The sequence below is a fragment of the Gemella sp. 27098_8_155 genome (assembly GCF_041433725.1).
GTDB classification, from domain to species: Bacteria; Bacillota; Bacilli; order Staphylococcales; family Gemellaceae; genus Gemella; species Gemella haemolysans_D.
The window spans coordinates 18,198-41,195 of record NZ_JAPWCA010000015.1 but is presented as its reverse complement, the minus strand read 5'-3'; the positions used below and the strand labels follow the sequence as shown (position 1 = coordinate 41,195).

Here is a 22,998-nt window from a genome sequence, read left to right as displayed (position 1 = left end):
ATATTTAATAAAATAATAATAATAAGGCCTGTAAAAACTGTGGAAAACTAAAGATAGCTCAAAAATATTGAATTTTCACTTGTTAATAACTTGTTAAAAAAGTTTTGAATATCTATAGTAGAATTTAACAGGCTTTTAAATTTTTCCTAAACGTTCTTTTATTACTTCTATATCTTCAAAAATTTCAGGATTTTCATCTTTGCTAAGTTTTGCAATTTTATTAAATGAATAAAGAATAGAAGTATGATCTTTATTGAAGCAATCTCCTATTGAAGGGAATGATAAAGTTGTAAGTTCCCTGCATAGATAAATAGCTATATTTCTAACCTGAACGACTTCCTTTTTACGAGAAGATGAAAGAATATCATCAACCTTGATTTTATAGAAATCAGCACACACATTAATAATGTTCTCAGGTGAGATATTTTTTCTAGGTGAAGTTTTAGCACTTTTTAATATTTCCTCGGCAATACTAAGTGAAGGTTGTTCATGTTTAGATGTTGCCGTAAATTTAATACGCTTAAGAACTCCTTCAAGCTCTCTTATATTAGAAGATACGTTACTAGAAATATAAGTAAGTGTTTCTTCATCTAGTTTAATATCGAACTGTTCGCATTTAAATTTAATAATCGCCATACGAGTTTCGAAGTCAGGTGGTGTAATATCTGCAGTTATCCCCTGACTGAATCTAGTAACCAATCTATCTTCCAAATCATTAAGTTGAGATGGAGAGCGATCACTTATAAGAACGATTTGTTTTTGATTCATTTGTAGTTCATTAAATGTATGGAAAAATGCGTTTTGTGTTTCTGTTTTACCTGATAAAAATTGAATATCATCGATTAAAAGAGCATCTACATCACGGTATTTTCTTCTAAAGTCTTCATCCGCATTAGTATAATTGTTCTTGTCTTTCATTGGTTTAATAGAAGCAAGAAACTCATTTAAGAATTTTTCAGAAGATATACACTCTATTTTAAAATCAGGGAAATTAGCTTCCATTTCATTACCAATAGCATGAAGTAAGTGAGTTTTCCCTAGTCCAACACCTCCGTATATAAATAGAGGGTTGTATATTCCACCAGGAGAAACAGCTACGTTCCAAGCTATATTATGAGTAAAAGCATTCCCTTCCCCTACTACAAAGTTTTCAAATGTATAGTTTTTATTCAGCGTAGGGTTTTTTTTGCTCGCTATAATATTTTTATTAGGTTCAGGTTTTTTATAATCTTCTAGAGGGAAAGTTTGTTTTTGATAAAAATGTTGAGCTCCAGAAGGTTTGTCACCTTGAAGGAAATTCTGTCTAATTAAGTTTTCTGCTGCTGGTTTTTCATCATCAATATGAGGCGTAATTAGAGGAAGATCGTTATCAAGGGAAGTATATTCTATATTGAAATCAAATCCAGTATTTTTCTTTAGTATTTCTTTTAATTTTTGATCATAAGCACTTTGAATAAATTGAGAAATAAGGGCTTCTTTACTAGTAATAACAATAGATTTCTTCATAAAATCGACGTTATCGATAGAAGCACTAGAAAACCAGGTATCAAATACATGAGGGTCTACAGTGCTTTTTAGTTCACGAAGAATTATTTCCCATAAGAAATTAGAATTACTCAATGAAATACCTCCTTAAAAAAATATATAAATAATTATAGCATAAACTGTTAATAAAATAAAATGAAAGTTATTAACAAGTTGTTAACAGAAGTTTTTAACTATGTTAATAAAAAACTAAGAAAAAGCTGTGAATATGTTAAAATTAAATAAAAATAAATAAAGAGTAAAGAGTTTCTGATAAGTTATTAACAAAGATTAATACTGATAGAAATATAGATTAAGAGTTTTTCACACACAATTCACACCTGTGAATAACTTTTTCTTGTTAATTTGTGAATAACTTTTAAAATCTGTTAAAAACTCGTGAAATATATAATTTGTTTATTTCATGAATATAAGTTTTTAACAAAAAATTGTGAATAACTATTAATAAACTGTGAATAAGTATAACAGGAATATACTTAAATATTTTTTTATAGATTTTAAGGATTTATTAACAATTATATTAATTTTATGTGTTTTATTGTGAATCTATATTAATATGTTAAAAGAAATATTACTCATAAATAGTGATAAAATGACTGCCATTTAGAATATTTTTCTTTAAGAAAATATTTTTTTTGAAAAAATGAGGTTTTTGCTTGATAAATTATTTTAGATATGTTAAACTAATTCAGTTATTACATCTATCTAAGTTAAAGAAAAGAAAACTCGAGGAGGACAAAATGAAACGTACGTATCAACCAAATAAAAGAAAACATTCAAAAGTACACGGATTTAGAGCTAGAATGAGCACTAAAAACGGAAGAAATGTATTAGCAAGACGTAGAGCTAAAGGAAGAAAAGTTCTTTCAGCTTAATGTTTGCACTGAGGGTATCACGAAAGTGGTACCCTTTTTTTATTAGTCAGTCCTAAAAAATATGAAAGATAGTTGTAAAAAAGTAAATAAACTGTTAAAATATTAGTGTTAAGAAAGGTTTTAAAATGAAAAAAGAATATAGAGTAAAAAGAAGTCAAGATTTCGATAATATAATAAGAAAAAAACAATCTTTTGCGAATAGACAGTTTGTTATTTATTATCAAAAAAATAATTTAGACCATATGCGTTTAGGAATTTCTGTTAGTAAAAAATTAGGAAAGGCCTTCGAACGTAATAAAATAAAAAGATATATACGAGAAACTTTTAAAACAAGAAAAGAATATGTAAAAAACTATGATATAATAGTGATTGCAAGACCTGGTGCTAAAGAAATGCCGTTTTTAGAATTTGGTAGCAGCATCGATCATGTTTTAAAAAGATCAAAACTTATGAAAGCGAAGAGGAGTTAAGAATGGAAAAAGAATATTATTATATTGGAGCTACTGTAGATGAGGCTATTAAAAAGGGATTAAAAGACCTAGCTTTATCAGAAGATGCAGTGAAAATTGAAGTAATCGAAGGTGGTAGCACAGGTATCTTCGGATTATTCAAAAAAGAAGCAAAGGTAAAATTAATTCCATTAGATGAAGAATATAATAAAGAAGAAGCTGTTGTTAAAGTTATTGAAGTAGAGAAAAAAGAAGAACAAGTTGTAAAAGTTGAAAAAACTACAGAAGAAATTAAAGAAGTTAAAGTTGAAGAAATAACTGAACAAGAAGCTCATGATGAAAAAATAGAAATAGTTGAAGAAGAGACTGTTGTTGAAACTGAAGCAACAGAAACAGCTGAAGAGACAGTTAAAAAAGCTAAAAGAGAAGATTATATCGTAAAAAATCAAGACCGTATCGTAAGCTACTTACAAAATATCGTTATTGCGATGGGATATCCGGATGCTACTGTTGATTTTAGAGAAGATGGGAATCGTCATTTCACTTTAAATATTAAAACAGAAGAAAACACTAGTCTAATTATCGGAAAACGTGGTGTAACTTTAAATAGTTTGCAGTTTTTAGTTAATAACTTTGCTAAAAAATTCAGCTCACATTACTTCAGAATTGAAGTTGACTGTGATGACTACAGAGAAAACCGTAAAAAAACATTAGAAGACCTAGCATTAAACTTAGCTAAGAAATCTAAAAAAATCGGGAAACCAGTTGAATTAGAACCTATGACAAGCATCGAAAGAAAAATTATTCATAATGCTCTAACAGGTATTAAAAACGTTGAAACAGAATCACGTGGTGAAGAGCCACATAGATATTTAGTTATTACAGCTAAATAGGAGGTTTAATGAAGACAGTATTAATAGTTGATGATAGTTCTTATTATAGAAACCGTGGAGCAGAAGTTGTTAGTCGTGCAGGATATGAGTATTATTTTGCAGAAAATGGAGAACAAGCTGTGCGCATGTATAGAAGAATAAAACCAGATTTTGTAACAATGGATATTTGTATGCCGATAATGGATGGATTAGAAGCAACTAAAGAAATTTGTACGAAATTTCCTGGAGCTAAGGTGCTTATCTGCAGTAGTGTTGGACACGTACCTGTGTATAAAAGACAAGCCTTCGCAAACGGTGCTTGTGGAGTACTACCGAAAGAATATGATTTAGATGACTTAGAATTCGCTATTTCAGAAATTGAACTTATGAATGAGTAGTTTGGAGATTTATCCAAGCTACTTATTTTTTGATAGTGACTTAAAAACTGTGATTGCGGAGAAATCTATTTTATTAAGCTATCTTCATAAAGGTTATTAGATATCTAAAAAGTTGTTTAAAGTGAATCTAGATATCAATAAACCACAGAATCAATAAGTTCTGTTAAAATTTAGAACTTTTAGATTAAATCCTTAATCAGTTATGTAAAAATTGAGTCTAAAATGTAACTCGGTCGTATATAGAGAAAAATTCAAAGGAATAGTGTATAATAAATAGGATATGAATTTTTTATTAATATAAAAATTTAAAAGGAGTTTGAACAATGAGTGAAACAATTTGCGCTATATCGACAGCTCTAGGAGAAGGAGCTATAGGTATTGTTAGACTTAGTGGTGACGAAGCATTTAGCATTGCTGAAAAAATAGTTAGACTACCAAAAGGAAAAACTGTAGAGAGTCTAGCTAGTCACACTATAAATTATGGAAATGTAGTTGATCCAGCTACTAATGAAAAAATCGAAGAAATTATGCTTGTGAAAATGGTAGGTCCTCGTACATATACTACAGAAGACGTTATAGAAATCAATTGTCACGGTGGTATTGTAACGATTCAAAAAGTACTTGCACTTTGCTTAGAACATGGGGCTAGAATGGCTGAACCAGGTGAATTTACAAAACGTGCCTTCTTAAATGGTCGTATCGATTTAACGCAAGCAGAAGCTGTAATCGACTTTATTAAGAGTAAAACAGATGAGGCTAGTCAAATAGCTAACAACCAAATGCAAGGACGTTTATCGACGCTTATTAAACGTCTACGAGCTGAAATTTTAGATATACTAACAGTTGTTGAGGTAAATATCGACTACCCTGAATACGATGACCTAGAAATAGAAACGACAAAAACTATTCTTGAAAAATCAACAAGTATTAGAAATAGTTTAGAAAGTCTATTAGAAACATCAAAACAAGGGAAAATAATTAAAGAAGGAATAAATACAGCGATTATTGGGCGACCTAATGTAGGTAAGAGTTCACTGTTAAATAACCTACTGCAAGAAAATAAAGCTATCGTAACTGATATCGCAGGAACAACTCGTGACGTACTAGAAGAGTACGTGAATATTAAAGGAGTACCTATTAAATTAATCGATACAGCTGGAATTCGTGAAACAGATGATATCGTAGAACAAATAGGTGTTAAACGAAGTAAAGAAGCTTTAGAAAAAGCAGATTTAGTATTATTCTTATTAAATAGTAGTGAAGAACTAACAGAAGACGATAAAGAGTTATTGAAACTAACAGAAGGGAAAACAACTATTGTAATATTAAATAAATTAGATTTAGAGACAAAAATCGATATTGCAGAAGTTGAAAAATTAGCGTACAACCACCCTATTATAAAAACATCTATGACAACATATAAAGGAATAGACGAACTAGAGAAAAATATAAGAGACTTATTCTTCGGTGGAGCTGCTCGTCCAAAAGATGCAACATATTTATCAAATACACGTCAAATCAACCTTATTCAACGCGCTTTAGCTAGTTTAAATGATGCTATAGGTGCTGCTGAATTAGGATTAGAAGTAGACATGGTATTAATAGATTATACAAATACATTCAATCTATTAGGAGAAGTCATCGGAGAAAACTCTGGTGATGAGCTGATAAATGAATTATTCAGCAGATTCTGTCTAGGAAAATAAAATGTTTCACATGAAACATGAAACAAAAAGGAGAACGAAATGAAATGTATAAGTTTTAACGTCAATGGTCTTAGAGCGATCGTTGGTAAAAATTTTGAAGAAGATTTTTACCAACTAGATGCGGATTTCTTTTGTTTACAAGAAACGAAGATGCAAGCAGGCCAATTAGATTTACAATTTGATGGTTATTATAGTTATTTCAACTATGCTGAGCGTAAAGGATACTCAGGAACTGCGATATATACTAAACACGAGCCATTAAATGTAACATACGGAATAGGAATAGAAGAACACGATACAGAAGGTCGTGTAATTACACTAGAATACGATAAATTCTTCTTTATCACTGTATATACGCCGAACTCAGGTAGTGAACTTAAGAGATTAGAATACCGTATGAGTTGGGAAGAAGACTTTAAAAATTACTTATTAGAATTAAATAAAACTAAAGGTGTAGTTGTTTGTGGAGATTTAAATGTTGCTCACACAGAAATAGATTTAAAAAATCCAAAAACAAACACAAAAAATGCAGGATTCACCCCAGAAGAAAGAGAAAAATTCACGAAGTTATTAGATGCAGGATTTATCGATACATTTAGATATTATAATCCTGATTTAACAGGTGCATACTCTTGGTGGAGTTATCGCTTTAATGCACGTAAAAACAATGCAGGATGGAGAATTGATTATTTCTTGGTAAGTCGTGACTTAGAAGAATACTTAGAAAGTGCTGCAATCCATCACGAAATATTTGGTAGTGATCACTGTCCTGTTGAGCTTGTATTAAAAGACAATTTGTTGTAAAATATAATATGCGTTATGGATAAACCATGACGTATATTTTTAATTATTAGGCTTTAAAGTTAAGAATGATGCTGAAATAGATATTGACCAAAAAGTCCTAAATTTTAAAAAGTGTATATTATAATTCATATATGCAATGGCTTATTGATATCTAAATTCGTTTTATAAAAGCTTTTTGATAGCTTATAAACCACTGCGGGAAGTGACTCGACAAAATCTTGTTTCTTAAGAAATCACGATTTTTGAGTCACTCCCATATTAAATAAAAATGAACGGAGGCGACTTAATAAGAATAAATTATAATTTTAAGTTACATCCCTTATTAATTTTTAGAAAAGAGGTAATTTATGGGACCAAAATTCTATATAGAAGACGTATATGATTGCGATTCACAATATACTATTGATTATATAAAATTCGATGAATTAGGGAAAATAGATATTGTGAGAGAAACATACGGACGAAATTATTTAGTAGAAAGAGATATACAGTTACCAATTTTTGAAACAGAAGAAGAATATATTGATTATTTAGCGGAAAAAGATATAATAGACCCATATTTTTCAGATATTCTTCATAAATTAGTAGGGCATACACCTGAAAATGTAATAATAGATGAAGTATCTTTAAATAATGCGTTATTCATAGGTGATCCTAGAGGTGCTGATAGACCTGGTGGATTTAAAGATGCCTTCGAGCTACTTATGGAAGCGACAATGATATGGGAATTCTCCGCTATAGATGCTATGGAAAAAACTATGCAGGTAATAAGGACTCTCCTACGCGATAAAGAGCATAGATACCAAGAAAAACTAATTAGAATAACATAGGTGAAAATATGTTAAGAAAAACAAAAAAAGATGAATTAGAATTTGTAATGATGATAATAGAAGAAGGTAGAGAGTTTTTAAAAGAACAAGGTGTAAATCAGTGTCAACATGGTTCCCCTAGTCGAGATATGATTATTAATGATATCAATGAAGGGATATCATATATATACGAAAAATCAGGTAAGCTAGTTGCTACAGCTATGCTTACTACTTTCGATGAAGATTATGAAAACTACCCTACTTTTTGGTCGGAAAATTCTAGTTATTTAGCTATTCATCGATTAGCTACAGCAAAACAATTTTGAAATCAAGGGATTATGCGTGAATTTATGGAGGCTATCCATTTTTTTGCTAAATCTCAAAATATAAAATTTTTGAGAATAGATACGCATTTTGACAACAAAATAATGAAAAAATTTTTAAGTAACCTCGGATTCGAAAAAAGAGGTATAATAAAATTATCTATAAAAAATATTTTAGATGATAAAGAAAGAATAGCGTATGAGTTAAAAATAGAATAATATAAATGTTTCACGTAAAACAAAAGGAGTGATAGGTTTGAAATTTTATTCTTATGAATATTTATTGAATAAAATAGATCAGAGTAATACTATAACATATGTAACAGGAGGATTCTTACTATTAATAATAATAGTATCACTATTTAAGTATTATAAAAATAGACAAGATAGCAAGTATAGAGAATTAGCTATCATAATGATATTAGGTATCTTTTTATTAATCGGGATACAAGTAAGTGATTATCAAAGTAATAGTATATCAGCTAATCAGTATAAAAGCTCTATTGAATTTATTGAGGGAGTTTCAGAAAAATTAAATATTGACAAAAAACATATCTATATAAATAGTGAAGCCTCTATAGAAAATTCATTTTTAAAAATAGATGATAACTACTATAGAGTAATAAGTAACGGAAAAAAGGGTGATTATTTACTAGAGAAAATAGAATTGGTAGAACCAATTGTTGAAAAAGTGGAGGTGAAAAGATAATGCAACTTTCATATATAGATATAGCAATAAAACTAGCTTTAGGTTTATTATCGCTTGTAATAGTAATTAATATATCAGGAAAAGGAAATTTAGCACCAACTTCAGCGAGTGATCAAGTTCAAAACTATGTACTCGGGGGAATATTAGGAGGGGTAATATATAGTCCATCAATTTCTATTTTACAATACTTCAATATATTATTAATATGGATAATTTTGGTATTAGGTCTGAAGTGGTTAAAAACAAATAACTCATACTTAAAAAAAATGCTAGACGGAGAACCTACAACAATAATAAAAAAAGGAAAAATAGATGTAGAAGCAACAAGAAAAGCTGGTTTAACAGCACAAGACATAGCTTTTAAATTAAGAACACAAGGTGTTTATAGTATTCAAAAAGTAAAAAGAGCGGTTTTAGAACAAAATGGACAACTAATTATAATACAACAAGGTGAGGAAAATCCTAAATATCCGGTAATTACTGATGGAACGATCCAACATGGTACATTAGAATCGATGGATAAAACAGAAGAATGGTTAAAAGAAACTTTATTGGAATTAGGATATGAAGACACATCTAAAATATTCTTAGCAGAGTATGACAAAGGACAATTACATATAATTGAATACTAATATAATTTGTTTTTTAAATGAAATTAAAAATTTTAACAAGACAATAACAAATTAATTAAATAAGAAAATAATAATATCGATTAATATAACAAAAAGTAAAAGCAGGAAATTGAAAAAATCAATTTTCTGCTTTTAAAAAACTATTTTTCAGCATTAATAAAATCGAAAGAAGAATCTTCTTGGAATTTTTTAACGACATAAGAGCAAGTTGCGATAATTTTTTTATTTTGTTCTTGCATATCTTTAACAAGAGCGTCTAATAACTTCCCAGCTACCCCTTGACCTCGAAGAGATGAATCAACAAAAGTATGATCTGCAACAACTACATTAGGATTGCTAGTATTAGAATAAGTAATTTCAGCAATAACCCTACCATTTTCATCATATTTAACGAAACCATTATTTGTTTTAGTAAATTCCATATAAACCTCCTAGAAAAATCATATAATAATATGAGTGTTATTACTGTTATTATATCATAAAAAAAGAGGAAAAGATGTGTAAATGAATCAATGGAGAGGCAGAGAATGTAAAAAAAAGGAGAAGAGGTTTATGAAGAAGGGATAAAATGTATGTATTTTACAAGAAACTCATTAAATAGTATTTTAGAGAAAAGGATGTGTTATTTATGATTAAAGAAGTAAAAGGAAATACAAAATTGGAACACTATGGAGATTCTTTTATAGCAAGAATACCCGATAATATTATAGATTTGTTGGTTTTAGAAAATAATCAGAAGTTCTTAATTTCTATACAAGGAGAATCAATAGTGTTAGCTCCAGAAGTAAAACAACTAAATACATTCTCTAATTGGGAGGATAATTGGGAGGATAATGGTATTCGTCACAAGGAACTGGACTGGGGAGAAATTAAAGGAAATGAAGGAAAGTATTAAAGTAGGAATAATATATTTAACTATTCGGTTAAAACAACGTTTCTCTACTCTTTTCTCCTTTTTTTTATTACTCGCACAGTTATTATTTCACTTTATTCTATTCTATATTCCCCTACTTTTCTTCGTTTTATATTGTTATTTTGATATTTTTTTATTTTTGATTTTTCCACCCTTTTTTCTTTATTTTTTTAGTAGACTTTTTCCTGTTTTTAAAATTCCACGCAAAAAAATAAGAAGTGATAATTTCTTAAATTGAAATAAATAGTTTCACTAGATTTTTATTTTTTGAATAATAAATAAATTAAAATATTTCTATAAGATTTTTTGTTTAACATTTTATAGAAGGAAAATAAAACGTTTTAATTTTTTTAAAAAAGTTATTGACAAATATTGAAAACGGGTGTACAATTAGTTTAATTTAATACATAAACGTTGAAAAGATAAGTAAATTAATATGTAGCTACAACAGAGAGTTATTGGATGGTGTGAAATAACAAGGTGATGATTAATTGAAAATGGTCTTAGAGTTTTGTTTATCTAATAGGTAAGCACGTAGGTTGTACGATATAGGACACAGTATAAACATGTACTGAATAAGGTACTAATCGCAAGATTAGTATAAACTAGAGTGGTAACGCGAAATAAGATGATCGCCTCTATTACATATGTAAATATGTAGTAGAGGTGTTTTTTTATTATCTAAAACACAGAACTTATCAAAACGTAGAAAAGAGGAAAAAAATATTATGACAAGAAAATTTAGTTTTGAAACATTACAATTACACGCAGGACAAACAGTTGGAGACACAAAAGCAAGAGCTGTACCAATTTATCAAACAACATCTTTTGTATTTGATGATACTCAAGATGCTGCAGATTCATTTGCATTAAGAAAAGCTGGGAATATTTATACTCGTATTACAAACCCTACTACAGCTGTTTTCGAAGAAAGAATTAACGCTTTAGAAGGTGGTGTTGGAGCATTAGCTGTTGCTTCAGGAATGGCTGCAATTACATACGTATTCTTAACATTAGCTCATGCTGGAGATCACATCGTATCTTCTAAAAATGTGTACGGAGGAACTTATAACCTGTTAAAACTTACATTACCTCGTTATGGAGTAGATGCAACTTTTGTAGATCCAGATAACTTTGAAGAAATTGAACAAGCTATTACAGATAAAACTAAAGCACTATTTGTAGAAACTTTAGGAAATCCATTAGCAAACGTAGCTGATTTAGAAAAATGGGCTGAAATTGCTCATAAACACAAAATTCCATTAGTAGTTGATAACACATTTGCTAGTCCATATTTAATCAATGCATTTAGTCATGGTGTAGATATTATCGTTCATTCTGCGACTAAATTTATCGGAGGACACGGTACATCAATCGGTGGAGTTATCGTAGACAGTGGTAAATTCGACTGGGAAGGTAGCGGAAAATTCCCTCAATTAGTAGATGAAGATCCAAGTTACCACAACTTAAGTTACACAAGAGATGTTGGTGCTGCAGCATTTATTACAAATGTAAGAACACAATTATTACGTGATACAGGAGCAGCATTATCACCATTCAATGCATTCTTATTATTACAAGGATTAGAAACATTATCTCTAAGAGTAGAACGCCATGTAGAAAACACTAAAAAAGTAATAGACTTCTTAGAAAAACACCCTAAAGTAGAATCGATCAACTATCCTGGATTAGAAGGAAATAAATACTATGAATTAGCTAAGAAATACTTACCAAAAGGTAGTGGATCAATCTTCTCATTCGATGTAGTTGGTGGAGAAGAAGCTGCACGTAAAGTAATTGATAGTTTAGAAATATTCTCTAACTTAGCGAATGTAGCAGATGCGAAAAGTTTAGCAATTCACCCTGCTTCAACTACACACGGTCAATTAAGTCCAGAAGAATTACAATACACAGGAATTACTCCTGCGCAAATCAGACTATCAATCGGTCTAGAAAATGCAGATGACTTAATCGAAGACTTACGTTTAGCATTAGAAAATATCTAAGAGAAAAGTTTCACGAGAAACAATAATTTAAAATAATTAATATTTTATTAAAATTTGTGGATTAAGACAGATTACTAAACACCCTTGACAGCCATTTATTTTAATACTATATATTTAAAATAACATCTTAATCCACAATTTTCTCTTTTTGAGTAGAGGTTGTTTGGGAGCACGAAATAGAAGCGAGGCAGCGTGGAAATTTCATTTAAACTCCTTCCTAGACAATCTCTGCTTTTTATTTTTCAAGAAATATAGAGAAAGATATATTTTTTAATAGAATATATATTAAGAAGGATGTTTGTGATATAATTTTAGTAATAATAGTAACTAAGGGGTGAAAACATGTATAAAGTAATGATAGTAGAAGATGACGAAATAATTTCAAATTCAATAGCTGGATATCTACAAAAATGGCAATACGCTACGCATGAAGTCGTAGATTTTCAAAATGTAGTTAAGGAATTTGTGGAACAATCACCGGATTTAGTATTAATGGATATTAATCTCCCCTACTTTGATGGTTATTATTTCTGTGAGGAGATTAGGAAGTTGTCGAAAGTGCCGATAATTTTTATTTCATCTGCGAATGATGATATGAATATTGTTATGGCTATGAATATCGGTGCAGATGATTTTATAGAAAAACCATTTAAGTTAGTTGTCCTAAAGGCAAAAATAGAAGCTCTACTCCGCCGCGTTTATAATTTTAGTGGATCTTCGAATCTTGTAGTGTATAAGGATGTAATTTTTGATATGAGCCGTGATGAGGTGAAATATCAAGATAATCTCGTTGAACTAACAAAAAATGAAAGTAAAATTCTTACAGTATTATTAGAAAATAGAGAAAAAATAGTAACAAGAGAAGAAATAATTACCGCCTTATGGCAAAATGATAACTTTATAGATGAAAATACTTTGTCGGTGAATATAAACAGACTGCGTTCTAAGTTAAAAAGTATAGGAATAGATGAATTTATTACTACTAAAAAAGGTAAAGGATATATAGTCTAATGGAAATATTAAAAAGTTATTTAAAGAAAAACACAAAAGTTTATATTTTATTCGTAGTTTTTATTGCTATATTTTTCATTATGTTTTATTTATATAATTTGCCACTAGAAGCTCTAATATATACGGGAAGTTTTTGTTTTTTAGCAGCGCTTGTAGCTAGCTTTTCAGATTTTGTTAATTATAGAGAAAGTTATAAAAAATTAAAATTCCTAGAGAAAAATATTCTAAATGATCTTGAAGATTTACCGAAGAGTTTGGATATTAGGATTGACTATTATCATAAAATTATAGAGAAATTATATGAAGAGTTAGAGAAATTAACTCAGGAGAATCGACAAAAAAACACAGACATGGTTGATTACTATAGTATGTGGGTTCATCAGATAAAAACGCCGATTGCTGCGATGAATTTCTTATTAGATAATGAAGAAGTAGATCGAAAAATCTTACAGCAAGAATTGTTTAAAATAGAACGTTATGTTGAGATGGTTCTGACGTATATAAGATTAGATAGCATATCATCAGATTACGTTATTACTAAGATTAATCTCGATGAAGTGGTGAAAGATAGTGTAAAAAAATATGCAACTATCTTCATTAATAAAAAGATAAAATTAAATTATGTTTCACATGAAACAATGGTAATTAGTGATAAAAAATGGTTGAGTTTTGCCTTCGAACAAATACTAGGTAATAGTGTGAAGTACTCTAGCGCTGGTGGAGAAATTAAAATAAAAACCTGTGAAAATAAACTGGTTATAGAAGATAACGGTATGGGTATTAAAGAAGAAGACTTACCTCGAATTTTCGAAAAAGGTTTTACAGGTTTTAATGGAAGATACGAAAAAAAATCTAGTGGGTTAGGTTTGTACTTATGTAAAAAAACTCTAGATAAACTAGGTCATCATATTGAAATTTCTTCAAAAGTAGGAGAAGGAACTAGGATAGAAATCACATTCCCGAAAGAAGATACTTTAAGGGATTAGATGAAAATAAATAAGGAATCCTCTTGAGAGTTATATTATGAATTTAACTTTTAAGCGGATTTTTTAATTTCACAAGTGAGACTAGATATAAATTGATAAACTCCTAAAGTAAGTTAGTTGTAACCTCGACAGAAGCTACTCGATATATGCGAGTGACTCAAAAATCATGAGTTAGAAGAAACACGATCTTGTTGAGTTACTTTCTTCAGTGGTTTATTAGATATCTAAAAAGCCACTTGATATATATATTATAATAAAGAAAAAAATATTTTCTAACAAATAAAGTAAATTATCTGAAAACTATCTTGTTTAAATTAGGTATATTTGATAGAATATTAGTAAGGTATAAGGAGGGAAAAGATGAAGCAGTATTTAAAGAAAAGATATTTAGAAAATAGTTTGTTGCTTTTACTAATTATTTTTGGAGGAGCATGTAAGGTTGTCGCTGCGTATTTTATAGGGGATGGATTTAACGAATTAATTAAGTCGAATACCGATGGCTTTTTCTATAATATAGCCTATGCAGGTATAGTGTTTTTATTATATTTAGTTTCTCTTTATATAAAAATTCCATATGAAAACTATGTAGTACAAAAAATGATAACCGACATTCGATATGATGTCGTTGATGCAATTTCTAAAAATAACTATGCTAATTTTAATAAGAAAAATAGCGGAGATTACATATCATGGCTTAGTAATGATTTGATGATTGTCGAGGAAAAAGGATTTGGTAATTTTTATCAAAGTATTACAGCGATAATAGAGACGCTTTTAGCTATAGTCGGACTGCTTGCATTCCACTGGTCGATTATCGTTTTCTCTATAGTAATGAGTGTTCTTACATTAGTTTTACCAGCTCTTGCTCAAAAATCTATTCAGAATAAAGCTCAGAGATACTCAGGCTCGTTAGAAAACTTAATAAGTAAAAATACAAATTACTTACAGGGATTCGATAGTTTATTATCTTTCAATAAACTAGGAATTCTGAAAAAAATCGTAGTAAACTCTTCTAATGAAGTATTAAAAGAATCTGTGTCTCTAAGAAAAAGTGTCGGATTAGCCGGAGTTCTAGGTGGTTTAGGAAATTTAGTAGGGCAAGTTGGTGTAGTATTACTAACAGGAATACTGGCTCTAAAAAATATTGTAGGCTTTGGTTCTATTTTAACCGTAGAGTCACTAACATCTACGATTTTTAATTCAGTAGGAAATATTATGAATATTACGGTAGAGTTAAATATCGTAGTGCCGATCTTTGAGAAATTCGAGAAATTCAAAGAGGAGGCTAAGGTAATTAATGACCAAGATACTAGCAAAAAATCATTAAATGAAGAAATTGAAACTATAGTATTAGAGGATGTTTCTTATAAATATGAAGAGAAAAGTGTATTAAAAAACATCACGTATGCATTTAATAAATATGGTAAATACGCTATTGTCGGAGAAAGTGGTAGTGGAAAATCTACATTGTTAAAATTATTGACTGGAAGAATAGAAAATTACGAAGGTGCAATTAAATTTAACGGAGAAGAACTAGATGTTCTTAATAAGCATAGCCTGTATGATAAGATGCTATATATTCCGCAAGAACCGTATATTTTCACAGAAAGTCTAAGATTTAATATAACGCTAGGTGATGATTATGCTGATGAAAAAGTTAAAGATGTGTTGGAAAGTGTAGGACTAGGAGAGTTTCTGACAAGTCTTGAGGACGGCTTAGATACTGAACTTGTAGAAGGTGGTAAGAATTTATCAGGTGGTCAAAAACAAAGAATAGCCTTAGCTCGTGGAATTATTAGGGAGAAAAAAGTAGTGTTGTTAGATGAGATAACTTCTAATTTAGATAAGGATAATGCAGAGAAAATAGAAGAACTTCTATTAACTAACCCAGAATTAACGGTAATTCTAATAACGCACAGACTAGATAGCAACTCAGAACAAAGATTCACAGATGTATTACGATTATAATTTCCCAGGAAATAAAGTAGAACCACTCCTTTGAAATCAAATAAAAAGTAATAAATATCCCAATCTTACAAAAGTGTAAGGTTGGGAGCTTTTTTGTAAGGAAAATCGATAGAATCTGTAAGAAAAGTAAGGTAGAATATAAATATAAACAACGAGGAAGTTGTAGAAAAGTTCGAACTAGGAAGATAAGATAAAAAGAATTCAGGAGTGATAAAAATGTTATTAGAAGTCAACAATGTAAGAAAAGTTTATACGACAAGATTAAGTACTCAAAGTACAGAAGCATTAAAAAATGTAAATTTCGCAGTAGATAATGGTGAATATGTAGCGATTATGGGTGAGAGTGGAAGCGGTAAGACTACTTTACTAAATATTATCGCAACATTCGATAAGGCAACATCAGGAAATGTGAATTTAAACAATTTAGATTTAAGCAAGTTGAAAGATAAAGACTTAGCGAATTTCCGACGTGACAATCTAGGATTTGTCTTCCAAGATTTCAATCTACTTGATAATTTTTCTATAAAAGATAATATCTTATTACCGTTAGTACTGGCTAATAAAAAATATAAAGATATGGAAAAAAGATTAGAGAAAGTAACTAAACCTTTAGGAATTGATAAATTAATCAACAAGTTTCCATATGAAGTATCTGGTGGTCAACGTCAAAGGGTAGCGGTAGCTCGTGCGATTATTACGAACCCGGCTCTGATTTTGGCGGATGAACCGACAGGAGCGCTAGATTCAAAATCAACAGATCAACTGTTAGAAGTTTTTGAAAAACTTAATAATGCAGGACAAACAATAATTATGGTTACGCACTCTGTGAAAACAGCAGCTCGTGCTAAACGTGTATTATTTATTAAAGACGGGGTAGTCTTCCATGAACTTAGAAAAGGAAATGCGACTACGAGTGAGATGTTCCAAAAAATTAATGATACGTTAACTTTAATGCAGGCAGGTGAGTAAGATGAGCTTCTTTTATAGCAAATTTGCTTTAAACAACCTTGTAAAAAACAAAAGATTTATAGTACCTTATGTGTTATCAACAATTTTTACAATAATGTCGTTTTACATACTTTCATCTCTAGCTTTTGGGGATAATTTAAACAAACTTCCTAATGGAATTGATGCGACAAAACAGGTATTAAGTTTGGGAATAATTGTAATAGCGATTTTTTCTACAATATTCTTATTTTACACTTATAGTTTTTTAGTAAAACGTAGGGTAAAAGAATTTGGATTGTATTCTGTTTTAGGTATGACGAAAAAACAAATAGCGAAAATTCTAGTGTTAGAAACAATATTTATCGCTGTAACTACAATAGTGTTAGGAATTGGATTAGGAATAATTTTTGATAAACTTATGCTGTTAGTACTATTAAAATTATTCTCAGCAACGGTTACTTTCGGCTTTAGTATTACGCCGATAGCTGTAGTATTCTCAGTATTATTATTCGGAGGAATATTCTTCTTATTATTACTTTATACTGTTATAAAAATTGCTAGACTTAGAATTGTAGCCTTATTAAAAGATGAGAATAAAGGTGAAAAAGAACCGAAATCTAGATGGATTCTAGCGATAATCGGGTTAGCATTAATCGGTTATGGATATTACACAGCACAAACGGTACAAAATCCTGTAAAAGCATTATTAGTATTCTTTTATGCTGTAGTTGCGGTAATTATAGGTACGTATCTAGTATTTATGGCAGTTAGTATCACAGTACTAAAAATTATGAAAAATAATAAAAACTTCTACTATAAACCTAAAAACTTCATCAGCGTTTCTGGTTTATTATACAGAATGAAGAGAAACGCAGTAGGATTAGCGAATATCTGTATATTATCTACTATGGTTCTTGTAACTATGGGATCAACATCGGCATTATATGCAGGTATGGAAAAATCTTATAATGAAAGATTCCCAAGACAATTAATGGTCGCAGGCTATAATTCTACTAATGAAAAACTAAAAGAAATCGAAAATAATGCAAAATTATCAGCTAAAGAAGCGGGAACTGAAGTACAAGATCTAGTATCATATAATTCATTACCTATGGTAGGAAGATTAGTTGAAGATAAATTTAATTTTGAATCAAATGTAGGTGTAGACTTAAGTAATGTTAAAATGATAGTTGTTTTACAATTAAAAGATTATAATAAGTTCGCTAATAAAAATAAAACATTAGAAAGTAATGAAATTTTATTACATATCGACAAAAAAGGAAACTACAATCATAATAGTATTTCTCTAAATGGTAGTGATTATAAAATTAAAGAAAAATTATCTGAGTTTCCGGGAACAATAGGTTCGGATACCGCAAATATTATGGATACATATTATGCTGTTGTTAAAGATGAGAAAGAAATAACTAAATTAGCTACAAAACTAACAGAGTTAAGTAGTAAAGAGTTAGAAAAAAGAGGGATTAGTATACAAACAGGTACTCCTACACTTCAAAACTACGTTGCCTTCAATATCAAAGATACAACTAAAGAAGCTAAGGTAATCGAAAGCTTTAAAAAACTAGAAAAACAAAGTGGTATAGAAATAGAAGGTAAAGAAGAAAATAAACTTACATTCAGAGGAGTATTCGCATCATTCCTATTCATCGGGGTGTTCATAAGCTTTATCTTCGTAATAAGCCAAGTGGTAATCATGTACTACAAACAAATCTCAGAAGGATATGAAGATAAAGGAAACTTTGAAATCATGAGAAAAGTAGGTATTACAGATAAACAGATTAAACAATCAATAAGATCACAAGTACTGTTAATCTTCTTCTCACCGCTAATTATAGCGACATTACACACTATAGTAGCATATCCATTTATCGAGAAAATTTTAAGATTATTCTTAATAACAGATAATAGCATATTCTTACAGGCGCTTGCTGTGACAATCGTAGTATTCGCAATCTTCTATCTAATAGTTTATGCAATAACATCAAAAATTTACTATAGAATTATAAAAGAATAGACGAAAAAAACTCCAGAGGAAAAATCTGGAGTTTTTTGTTTTAAGACATATCACCAAAATAAGAGAATTATTGTTGAGGTTCTTTACTATTTTTCTCTTTTAGATATGAAAGATAAGATAATGTTAAAGATCTCATAGTTTCATTATTTTCTAATGAGAATATACTAATAGCTTTGTTACAAGAGTTAATAGCATCTTCAATAAGTTTTTGCTCTTCAAATAATCGTGCTTGTAAATAATAATTATCTCCTAGAAGATAAAAAGATTTATTTTCTAGAGCTTTAGTAATAGCGATAGAGTTCCAATACGTTGCATCGTTAAATTTAGTTAAGATTCCATAGATACGCGCAATAGAATAATAGAATGGTTGTTCAGAACTTGTATTTTGAATAATTTTTATATATGGTAAAACTTTTTTATACCAAAGAAGAGCATCTTCAAATAATTCTTTTTCTGAATAAAAATTCCCCAAAGTATTACATATATCACAATATAAAATACAACCAACTTCTACTTTTGCTATCAATGTCTTTAGATTTTTAATCGCAAGCTCCAGCTGATTATTTATATGATATGTTGTGATAGCTTGAAACCATTCAAAATATAAAATATTTTCTGAATCAAGAGTGTTTTTATCAATGGAAGATAAAACAAAATCTAGTGTCTTATAATCTCGTTTATAAAGTAATTCCATAAGTTCATTAACTTTGAAGTTAGAAGGTTGATATTCTTTAGTATCGATATCAAATAATGCTTCTATTTCACTAGTTGGAATATTTAATTTTTTTATGATTTTGAAAAATATATCTATAGAAGGAGTGACTTCTCCTTTTTCTAACCTACTGATAATAGTTTGAGTACAAATACCTTCAGCTAATTTTTTTTGAGACATATTTAGTGATTTTCGTTTGGTTTTTATTAAGTCAGCTAATTTAAGTTTCAAAGTTTATCCGCTCCTAAGAATTAATCAAATATTACTATAATAATACTATAAATCTACTTGTAAATCAATAAACTAGAAATATATAAGTATAATTAAAACACAATAGTGTTAAAAATATATAAATATAGTGTTGACTATCTTTGTTATCTCTGATAAAATTTATATAATAAATATACTTTTAGAGTCAGAATGAAAAAAAGGCTTTAAACTATAGTATTAGGGGTGAAGATCATGTTTAAGTTATTATTTAAACAAAAATATAGCATACTAGTATTTATTATTACAGTATTATGCGCAGCAACACAGGTTGCGACGTCTTATGGATTTAGTTTGATTATCCAAGCGACGGTAGATAAAAATTTAAGATTTATGGTGTCGGCGACTATTGCAGTTATGTTGATATATGTTGTTTTAAATACGTTGGGTTATTTCAGAGCGATATACGTTGAAAAATTGATTCAAAATTTTTCTACAAGGCTTAGAAAAACAGCAATTGCGGATTTCAAGAAAAAGTTAGTCTATAACGAAAAACATAATAATGGAGCAGAATGTATAGCTTTAAATACTACTGATATCCAGCAGTTTGAGCAATATGCGGCTAATTGTTTATTTGCGATTTACAGTATATCTTTAGTTGTTATCTCAACAATTGTATTACTTAAGGTGAATATTACGTTATTTATTATCTCACTTGCATTGTCTTTATTAATGATGGTTCTACCTAAGTATTTCAACAAGGCGATAAAAACAACGACAAAAGACATTTCAAAAGCTACAGAAGATTTCAATAAGGATTTAGAGAATGCGCTGGCTAGTTCAGAAATGCTAAACAACTTTTCTGCGTTGAATTTATTAGATAGAATTGTAAATGTAGGTTCAAAAAATATAAAAAATGCTAAAGTTAATAGAAAAAAATCTATTATGACTTTACAAGGATTGAATGTGACATTAAATGCAGGTAACCAAATCGCATTGATTTTCATAGCGGGATATTTCGCATATAAAGGGTATATTGAATTTGCGATGATATTTGCGATATCAGGTTATACAGGGGAATTCTTTGGAGGATTGACAAAAGTAATCGAACTATATCCGAATTTCGCTTCTGCAAATGAGTTACTGAATAAGTACCCAGAACTTAAAGAAGAGAAAAGTTTACCGAGAGTAGAAAAATTAGATAAGGCGATTGTAGTTTCTAATGTTAAATATAACTATCCAGATAAAACGGTAGAATTTCCTAATTTAACTTTTGAGAAAAACAAGAAGTATTTAATAAAAGGAAAAAGTGGTAGTGGAAAATCAACATTGATAAATATTTTAAATGGTGATTTGAAGAACTATGAAGGAAGTGTAGAATGGGATAATAGAGAATTAAAACAATTTGATATTAAATCGGCAATTTCTACGATGAATCAAAAAGTGCAATTGTTAAATTTATCGATCAAGGATAATATTATTTTAAACAAAGAATATAACGACAAGTTGTTTAGAGAAGTTCTGGAAAATTGTAAGTTAGTTGATGTTATTGATAATTTAGAAGAAAAAGAAAATACAATACTAGACAATAAAAACTTAGCTTTATCAGGTGGACAGCTGCAGAGATTAGGATTAGCGAGAAGTTTATATCATAAAAAAGATGTATTCATAATTGATGAAGGTACAGCTAATTTAGATAGTAAGTTGGCAGATGATATTGAGGAAATAATATTAAAAGATAAAGAATCTACAGTCATTATGATAACTCATAGAAATAGTGAAAAAATCGAAAACTTAGCAGATAAAGTAATAATATTAGGTAGCTAGATGAAAAAGAGGGTGGGAGTGACTCAAAAATCGTGATTTCTTAAGAAACAAGATTTTGTTGAGTCTTCCCTGAACCTTCTTTTTTATTGTGTAGCTATGGATTTTTATTCTTATAAATATAGAAAATGTAAGAACAAAAATAGGGCAGCACCTTCCTCTTGAATTAATGTGTATAAATGTGTATAATAAAGATAAGGAGGACAATACAATGCCAATGACATCTAAAGAGATGATTAAGCTTTTAGAAGCGAATGGCTTCATTTATGTAAAAAGTGGTGATGGTTCGCATAGAAAGTTTAGGAATCCCAAGACTGGTAGGGTAACACAAGTTCCGTTTCATAATCGTGCTTTAGGAAAAGGTCTAGAACATAGGATTTTGAAACAGGCGGGATTGAAATAGTTCCCGCTCCTTATTTTAATAATAGGAGGTATTATTATGAATGTAGTCTATCCTGCTGTATTTTATAAAAATATAGAGAATGACGGATATACAGTGGTTTTTCCTGATTTAGATTTTGGTGCTACTGAAGGAGAAAATTTAAAAGATGCATTTTTTATGGCTAGTGATTATTTAGGTGCTTGGTTGTATGAGTATTATATTGATGGAAAAGAGTTTCCGATAGCAAGAGATATAAAAGATTTAGAAATTGAAGAGGATGAGTTCTCAATAAAAGAGGCTAGTTTTGTAAGTTTAGTTGGTGTTGATATGCTAGAATATGCAAGAAAATCAGAAGTAAAAACAGTAAGAAGAAATGTATCGATACCAAGTTATTTAAATGAGTTAGCAAAAAGAAATAATATAAACGTAAGCCAATTATTACAAGAAGCGTTAAAAGAAGAATTTAGTATGTAAATATAAAGACAGCAATTCAGAAAAATAATAAAGCTGAGTTGTTGTCTTTTTCTAATGGACACACAACGATAAAAGCACCAGGGAAGTGTCCATTCAAGAAAGACAACCCAGAAAAAGACTTTCCAACGTTTGTCCTCTTACAAAGAACAATAAGGTGAAAATTATAAGTATCTAGGAATGAACCTGAAACCTCGTTTCCCGAACATTCTTTGTATTTTTGAACATTTTCGTAACAATAAACTTAAAAGCTATCTTTTAATTTAGCTATATAGTATAATAGTAATTGATAATAAATATCAATAAAGGTAGCTAGAGCCTTTTTCATAAAAAGAGTGAATGTAGGATTTTTATAAAAAATAACCTAAATCCGATATTATATTTTTACTCATTTTATGTAAATGAATCTAAAT

Annotated in this window: 24 protein-coding genes; 21 read left to right on the top strand and 3 right to left on the bottom strand. The window is 29.4% G+C overall.

The features are described 5' to 3' along the window. Window positions 1–135: 135 nt before the first annotated feature. A complete protein-coding gene (gene dnaA / locus O5Y44_RS06950; RefSeq protein ID WP_271965428.1) occupies window positions 136–1,620 on the bottom strand; it encodes a chromosomal replication initiator protein DnaA in 1,485 nt (494 codons plus the stop codon). A gap of 665 nt (window positions 1,621–2,285) precedes the next feature. Here dnaA and rpmH point away from each other — a divergent pair. From rpmH to O5Y44_RS06895, 11 genes are all read left to right on the top strand, one after another. Continuing rightward, window positions 2,286–2,420, top strand: coding sequence for a 50S ribosomal protein L34 (gene rpmH, locus O5Y44_RS06945; protein ID WP_003144116.1), 135 nt, complete (start codon window positions 2,286–2,288; stop codon window positions 2,418–2,420). Between the two features lie 125 nt (window positions 2,421–2,545). Then, on the top strand, window positions 2,546–2,890 hold the full coding sequence (rnpA, locus tag O5Y44_RS06940) for a ribonuclease P protein component (RefSeq protein WP_271965429.1): 345 nt from the start codon (window positions 2,546–2,548) through the stop codon (window positions 2,888–2,890). Between the two features lie 2 nt (window positions 2,891–2,892). Beyond that, window positions 2,893–3,762, top strand: a complete 870-nt coding sequence (gene jag / locus O5Y44_RS06935; RefSeq protein ID WP_271965430.1) for an RNA-binding cell elongation regulator Jag/EloR — start codon at window positions 2,893–2,895, stop codon at window positions 3,760–3,762. Between the two features lie 8 nt (window positions 3,763–3,770). Beyond that, complete coding sequence (locus O5Y44_RS06930; protein ID WP_271965432.1) at window positions 3,771–4,139, top strand: response regulator; 369 nt, start codon at window positions 3,771–3,773, stop codon at window positions 4,137–4,139. Window positions 4,140–4,462: 323 nt separating this feature from the next. Next, on the top strand, window positions 4,463–5,845 hold the full coding sequence (mnmE, locus tag O5Y44_RS06925) for a tRNA uridine-5-carboxymethylaminomethyl(34) synthesis GTPase MnmE (protein WP_271965433.1): 1,383 nt from the start codon (window positions 4,463–4,465) through the stop codon (window positions 5,843–5,845). Window positions 5,846–5,884: 39 nt separating this feature from the next. Then, the gene (locus tag O5Y44_RS06920) at window positions 5,885–6,649 is read left to right on the top strand and encodes an exodeoxyribonuclease III (RefSeq protein WP_271965434.1); all 765 of its coding nucleotides are present in this window, start codon (window positions 5,885–5,887) and stop codon (window positions 6,647–6,649) included. Window positions 6,650–6,996: 347 nt separating this feature from the next. Next, window positions 6,997–7,479, top strand: coding sequence for a hypothetical protein (locus tag O5Y44_RS06915; RefSeq protein ID WP_271965435.1), 483 nt, complete (start codon window positions 6,997–6,999; stop codon window positions 7,477–7,479). 8 nt (window positions 7,480–7,487) lie between these two features. Next, entirely contained in the window at window positions 7,488–7,784 is a 297-nt protein-coding gene (locus O5Y44_RS06910) for a hypothetical protein (RefSeq protein ID WP_271965436.1), read from the top strand. 12 nt (window positions 7,785–7,796) lie between these two features. Beyond that, entirely contained in the window at window positions 7,797–8,000 is a 204-nt protein-coding gene (locus tag O5Y44_RS06905) for a hypothetical protein (RefSeq protein ID WP_316447384.1), read from the top strand. 28 nt (window positions 8,001–8,028) lie between these two features. Continuing rightward, complete coding sequence (locus O5Y44_RS06900) at window positions 8,029–8,490, top strand: DUF3290 family protein (protein WP_271965437.1); 462 nt, start codon at window positions 8,029–8,031, stop codon at window positions 8,488–8,490. Continuing rightward, window positions 8,490–9,122 carry a DUF421 domain-containing protein gene (locus O5Y44_RS06895; RefSeq protein ID WP_271965438.1) on the top strand — a complete coding sequence of 211 codons (633 nt, stop codon included), beginning with the start codon at window positions 8,490–8,492 and terminating at the stop codon, window positions 9,120–9,122. Before O5Y44_RS06900 ends, O5Y44_RS06895 begins: the two co-directional genes overlap by 1 nt. Window positions 9,123–9,262: 140 nt before the next feature. Here the strand turns inward: O5Y44_RS06895 and O5Y44_RS06890 are convergent, their stop codons facing one another. Beyond that, entirely contained in the window at window positions 9,263–9,544 is a 282-nt protein-coding gene (locus O5Y44_RS06890) for a GNAT family N-acetyltransferase (protein WP_271965439.1), read from the bottom strand. A 206-nt stretch (window positions 9,545–9,750) separates the two neighbouring features. Between O5Y44_RS06890 and O5Y44_RS06885 the strand changes: the two genes are divergently transcribed. The 7 genes from O5Y44_RS06885 to O5Y44_RS06855 all read left to right on the top strand — a co-directional run bounded on the left by O5Y44_RS06885 (window position 9,751) and on the right by O5Y44_RS06855 (window position 18,989). Beyond that, a complete protein-coding gene (locus tag O5Y44_RS06885) occupies window positions 9,751–10,017 on the top strand; it encodes a PbsX family transcriptional regulator (RefSeq protein WP_271965441.1) in 267 nt (88 codons plus the stop codon). 746 nt (window positions 10,018–10,763) lie between these two features. Further along, complete coding sequence (locus tag O5Y44_RS06880) at window positions 10,764–12,041, top strand: O-acetylhomoserine aminocarboxypropyltransferase/cysteine synthase family protein (RefSeq protein ID WP_271965442.1); 1,278 nt, start codon at window positions 10,764–10,766, stop codon at window positions 12,039–12,041. Between the two features lie 342 nt (window positions 12,042–12,383). Continuing rightward, window positions 12,384–13,052 carry a response regulator transcription factor gene (locus tag O5Y44_RS06875; protein WP_204641284.1) on the top strand — a complete coding sequence of 223 codons (669 nt, stop codon included), beginning with the start codon at window positions 12,384–12,386 and terminating at the stop codon, window positions 13,050–13,052. Further along, a complete protein-coding gene (locus tag O5Y44_RS06870; RefSeq protein ID WP_271965443.1) occupies window positions 13,052–14,038 on the top strand; it encodes a sensor histidine kinase in 987 nt (328 codons plus the stop codon). The genes O5Y44_RS06875 and O5Y44_RS06870 overlap by 1 nt, the downstream gene beginning before the upstream one ends. A gap of 360 nt (window positions 14,039–14,398) precedes the next feature. Next, window positions 14,399–16,006: an ATP-binding cassette domain-containing protein gene (locus O5Y44_RS06865; protein WP_271965445.1), complete on the top strand. Its 1,608-nt coding sequence runs from the start codon at window positions 14,399–14,401 to the stop codon at window positions 16,004–16,006. Between the two features lie 216 nt (window positions 16,007–16,222). Further along, window positions 16,223–16,975, top strand: a complete 753-nt coding sequence (locus O5Y44_RS06860) for an ABC transporter ATP-binding protein (RefSeq protein WP_003147441.1) — start codon at window positions 16,223–16,225, stop codon at window positions 16,973–16,975. A gap of 1 nt (window position 16,976) precedes the next feature. Then, window positions 16,977–18,989 (top strand): ABC transporter permease, encoded by a 2,013-nt coding sequence (locus O5Y44_RS06855; protein WP_271965446.1) that lies wholly within the window; start codon window positions 16,977–16,979, stop codon window positions 18,987–18,989. 67 nt (window positions 18,990–19,056) lie between these two features. Here O5Y44_RS06855 and O5Y44_RS06850 read toward each other — a convergent pair whose 3' ends face one another. Continuing rightward, a complete protein-coding gene (locus O5Y44_RS06850; protein ID WP_271965447.1) occupies window positions 19,057–19,932 on the bottom strand; it encodes a helix-turn-helix domain-containing protein in 876 nt (291 codons plus the stop codon). A gap of 231 nt (window positions 19,933–20,163) precedes the next feature. On the opposite strand from O5Y44_RS06850, the gene O5Y44_RS06845 reads away from it, so the two are divergent. From O5Y44_RS06845 to O5Y44_RS06835, 3 genes are all read left to right on the top strand, one after another. Continuing rightward, window positions 20,164–21,735 (top strand): ATP-binding cassette domain-containing protein, encoded by a 1,572-nt coding sequence (locus tag O5Y44_RS06845; RefSeq protein ID WP_271965448.1) that lies wholly within the window; start codon window positions 20,164–20,166, stop codon window positions 21,733–21,735. Between the two features lie 208 nt (window positions 21,736–21,943). Then, on the top strand, window positions 21,944–22,135 hold the full coding sequence (locus O5Y44_RS06840) for a type II toxin-antitoxin system HicA family toxin (protein ID WP_304096555.1): 192 nt from the start codon (window positions 21,944–21,946) through the stop codon (window positions 22,133–22,135). A 36-nt stretch (window positions 22,136–22,171) separates the two neighbouring features. Next, a complete protein-coding gene (locus O5Y44_RS06835) occupies window positions 22,172–22,588 on the top strand; it encodes a type II toxin-antitoxin system HicB family antitoxin (RefSeq protein ID WP_271965450.1) in 417 nt (138 codons plus the stop codon). The last annotated feature ends 410 nt before the right edge of the window (window positions 22,589–22,998 follow it).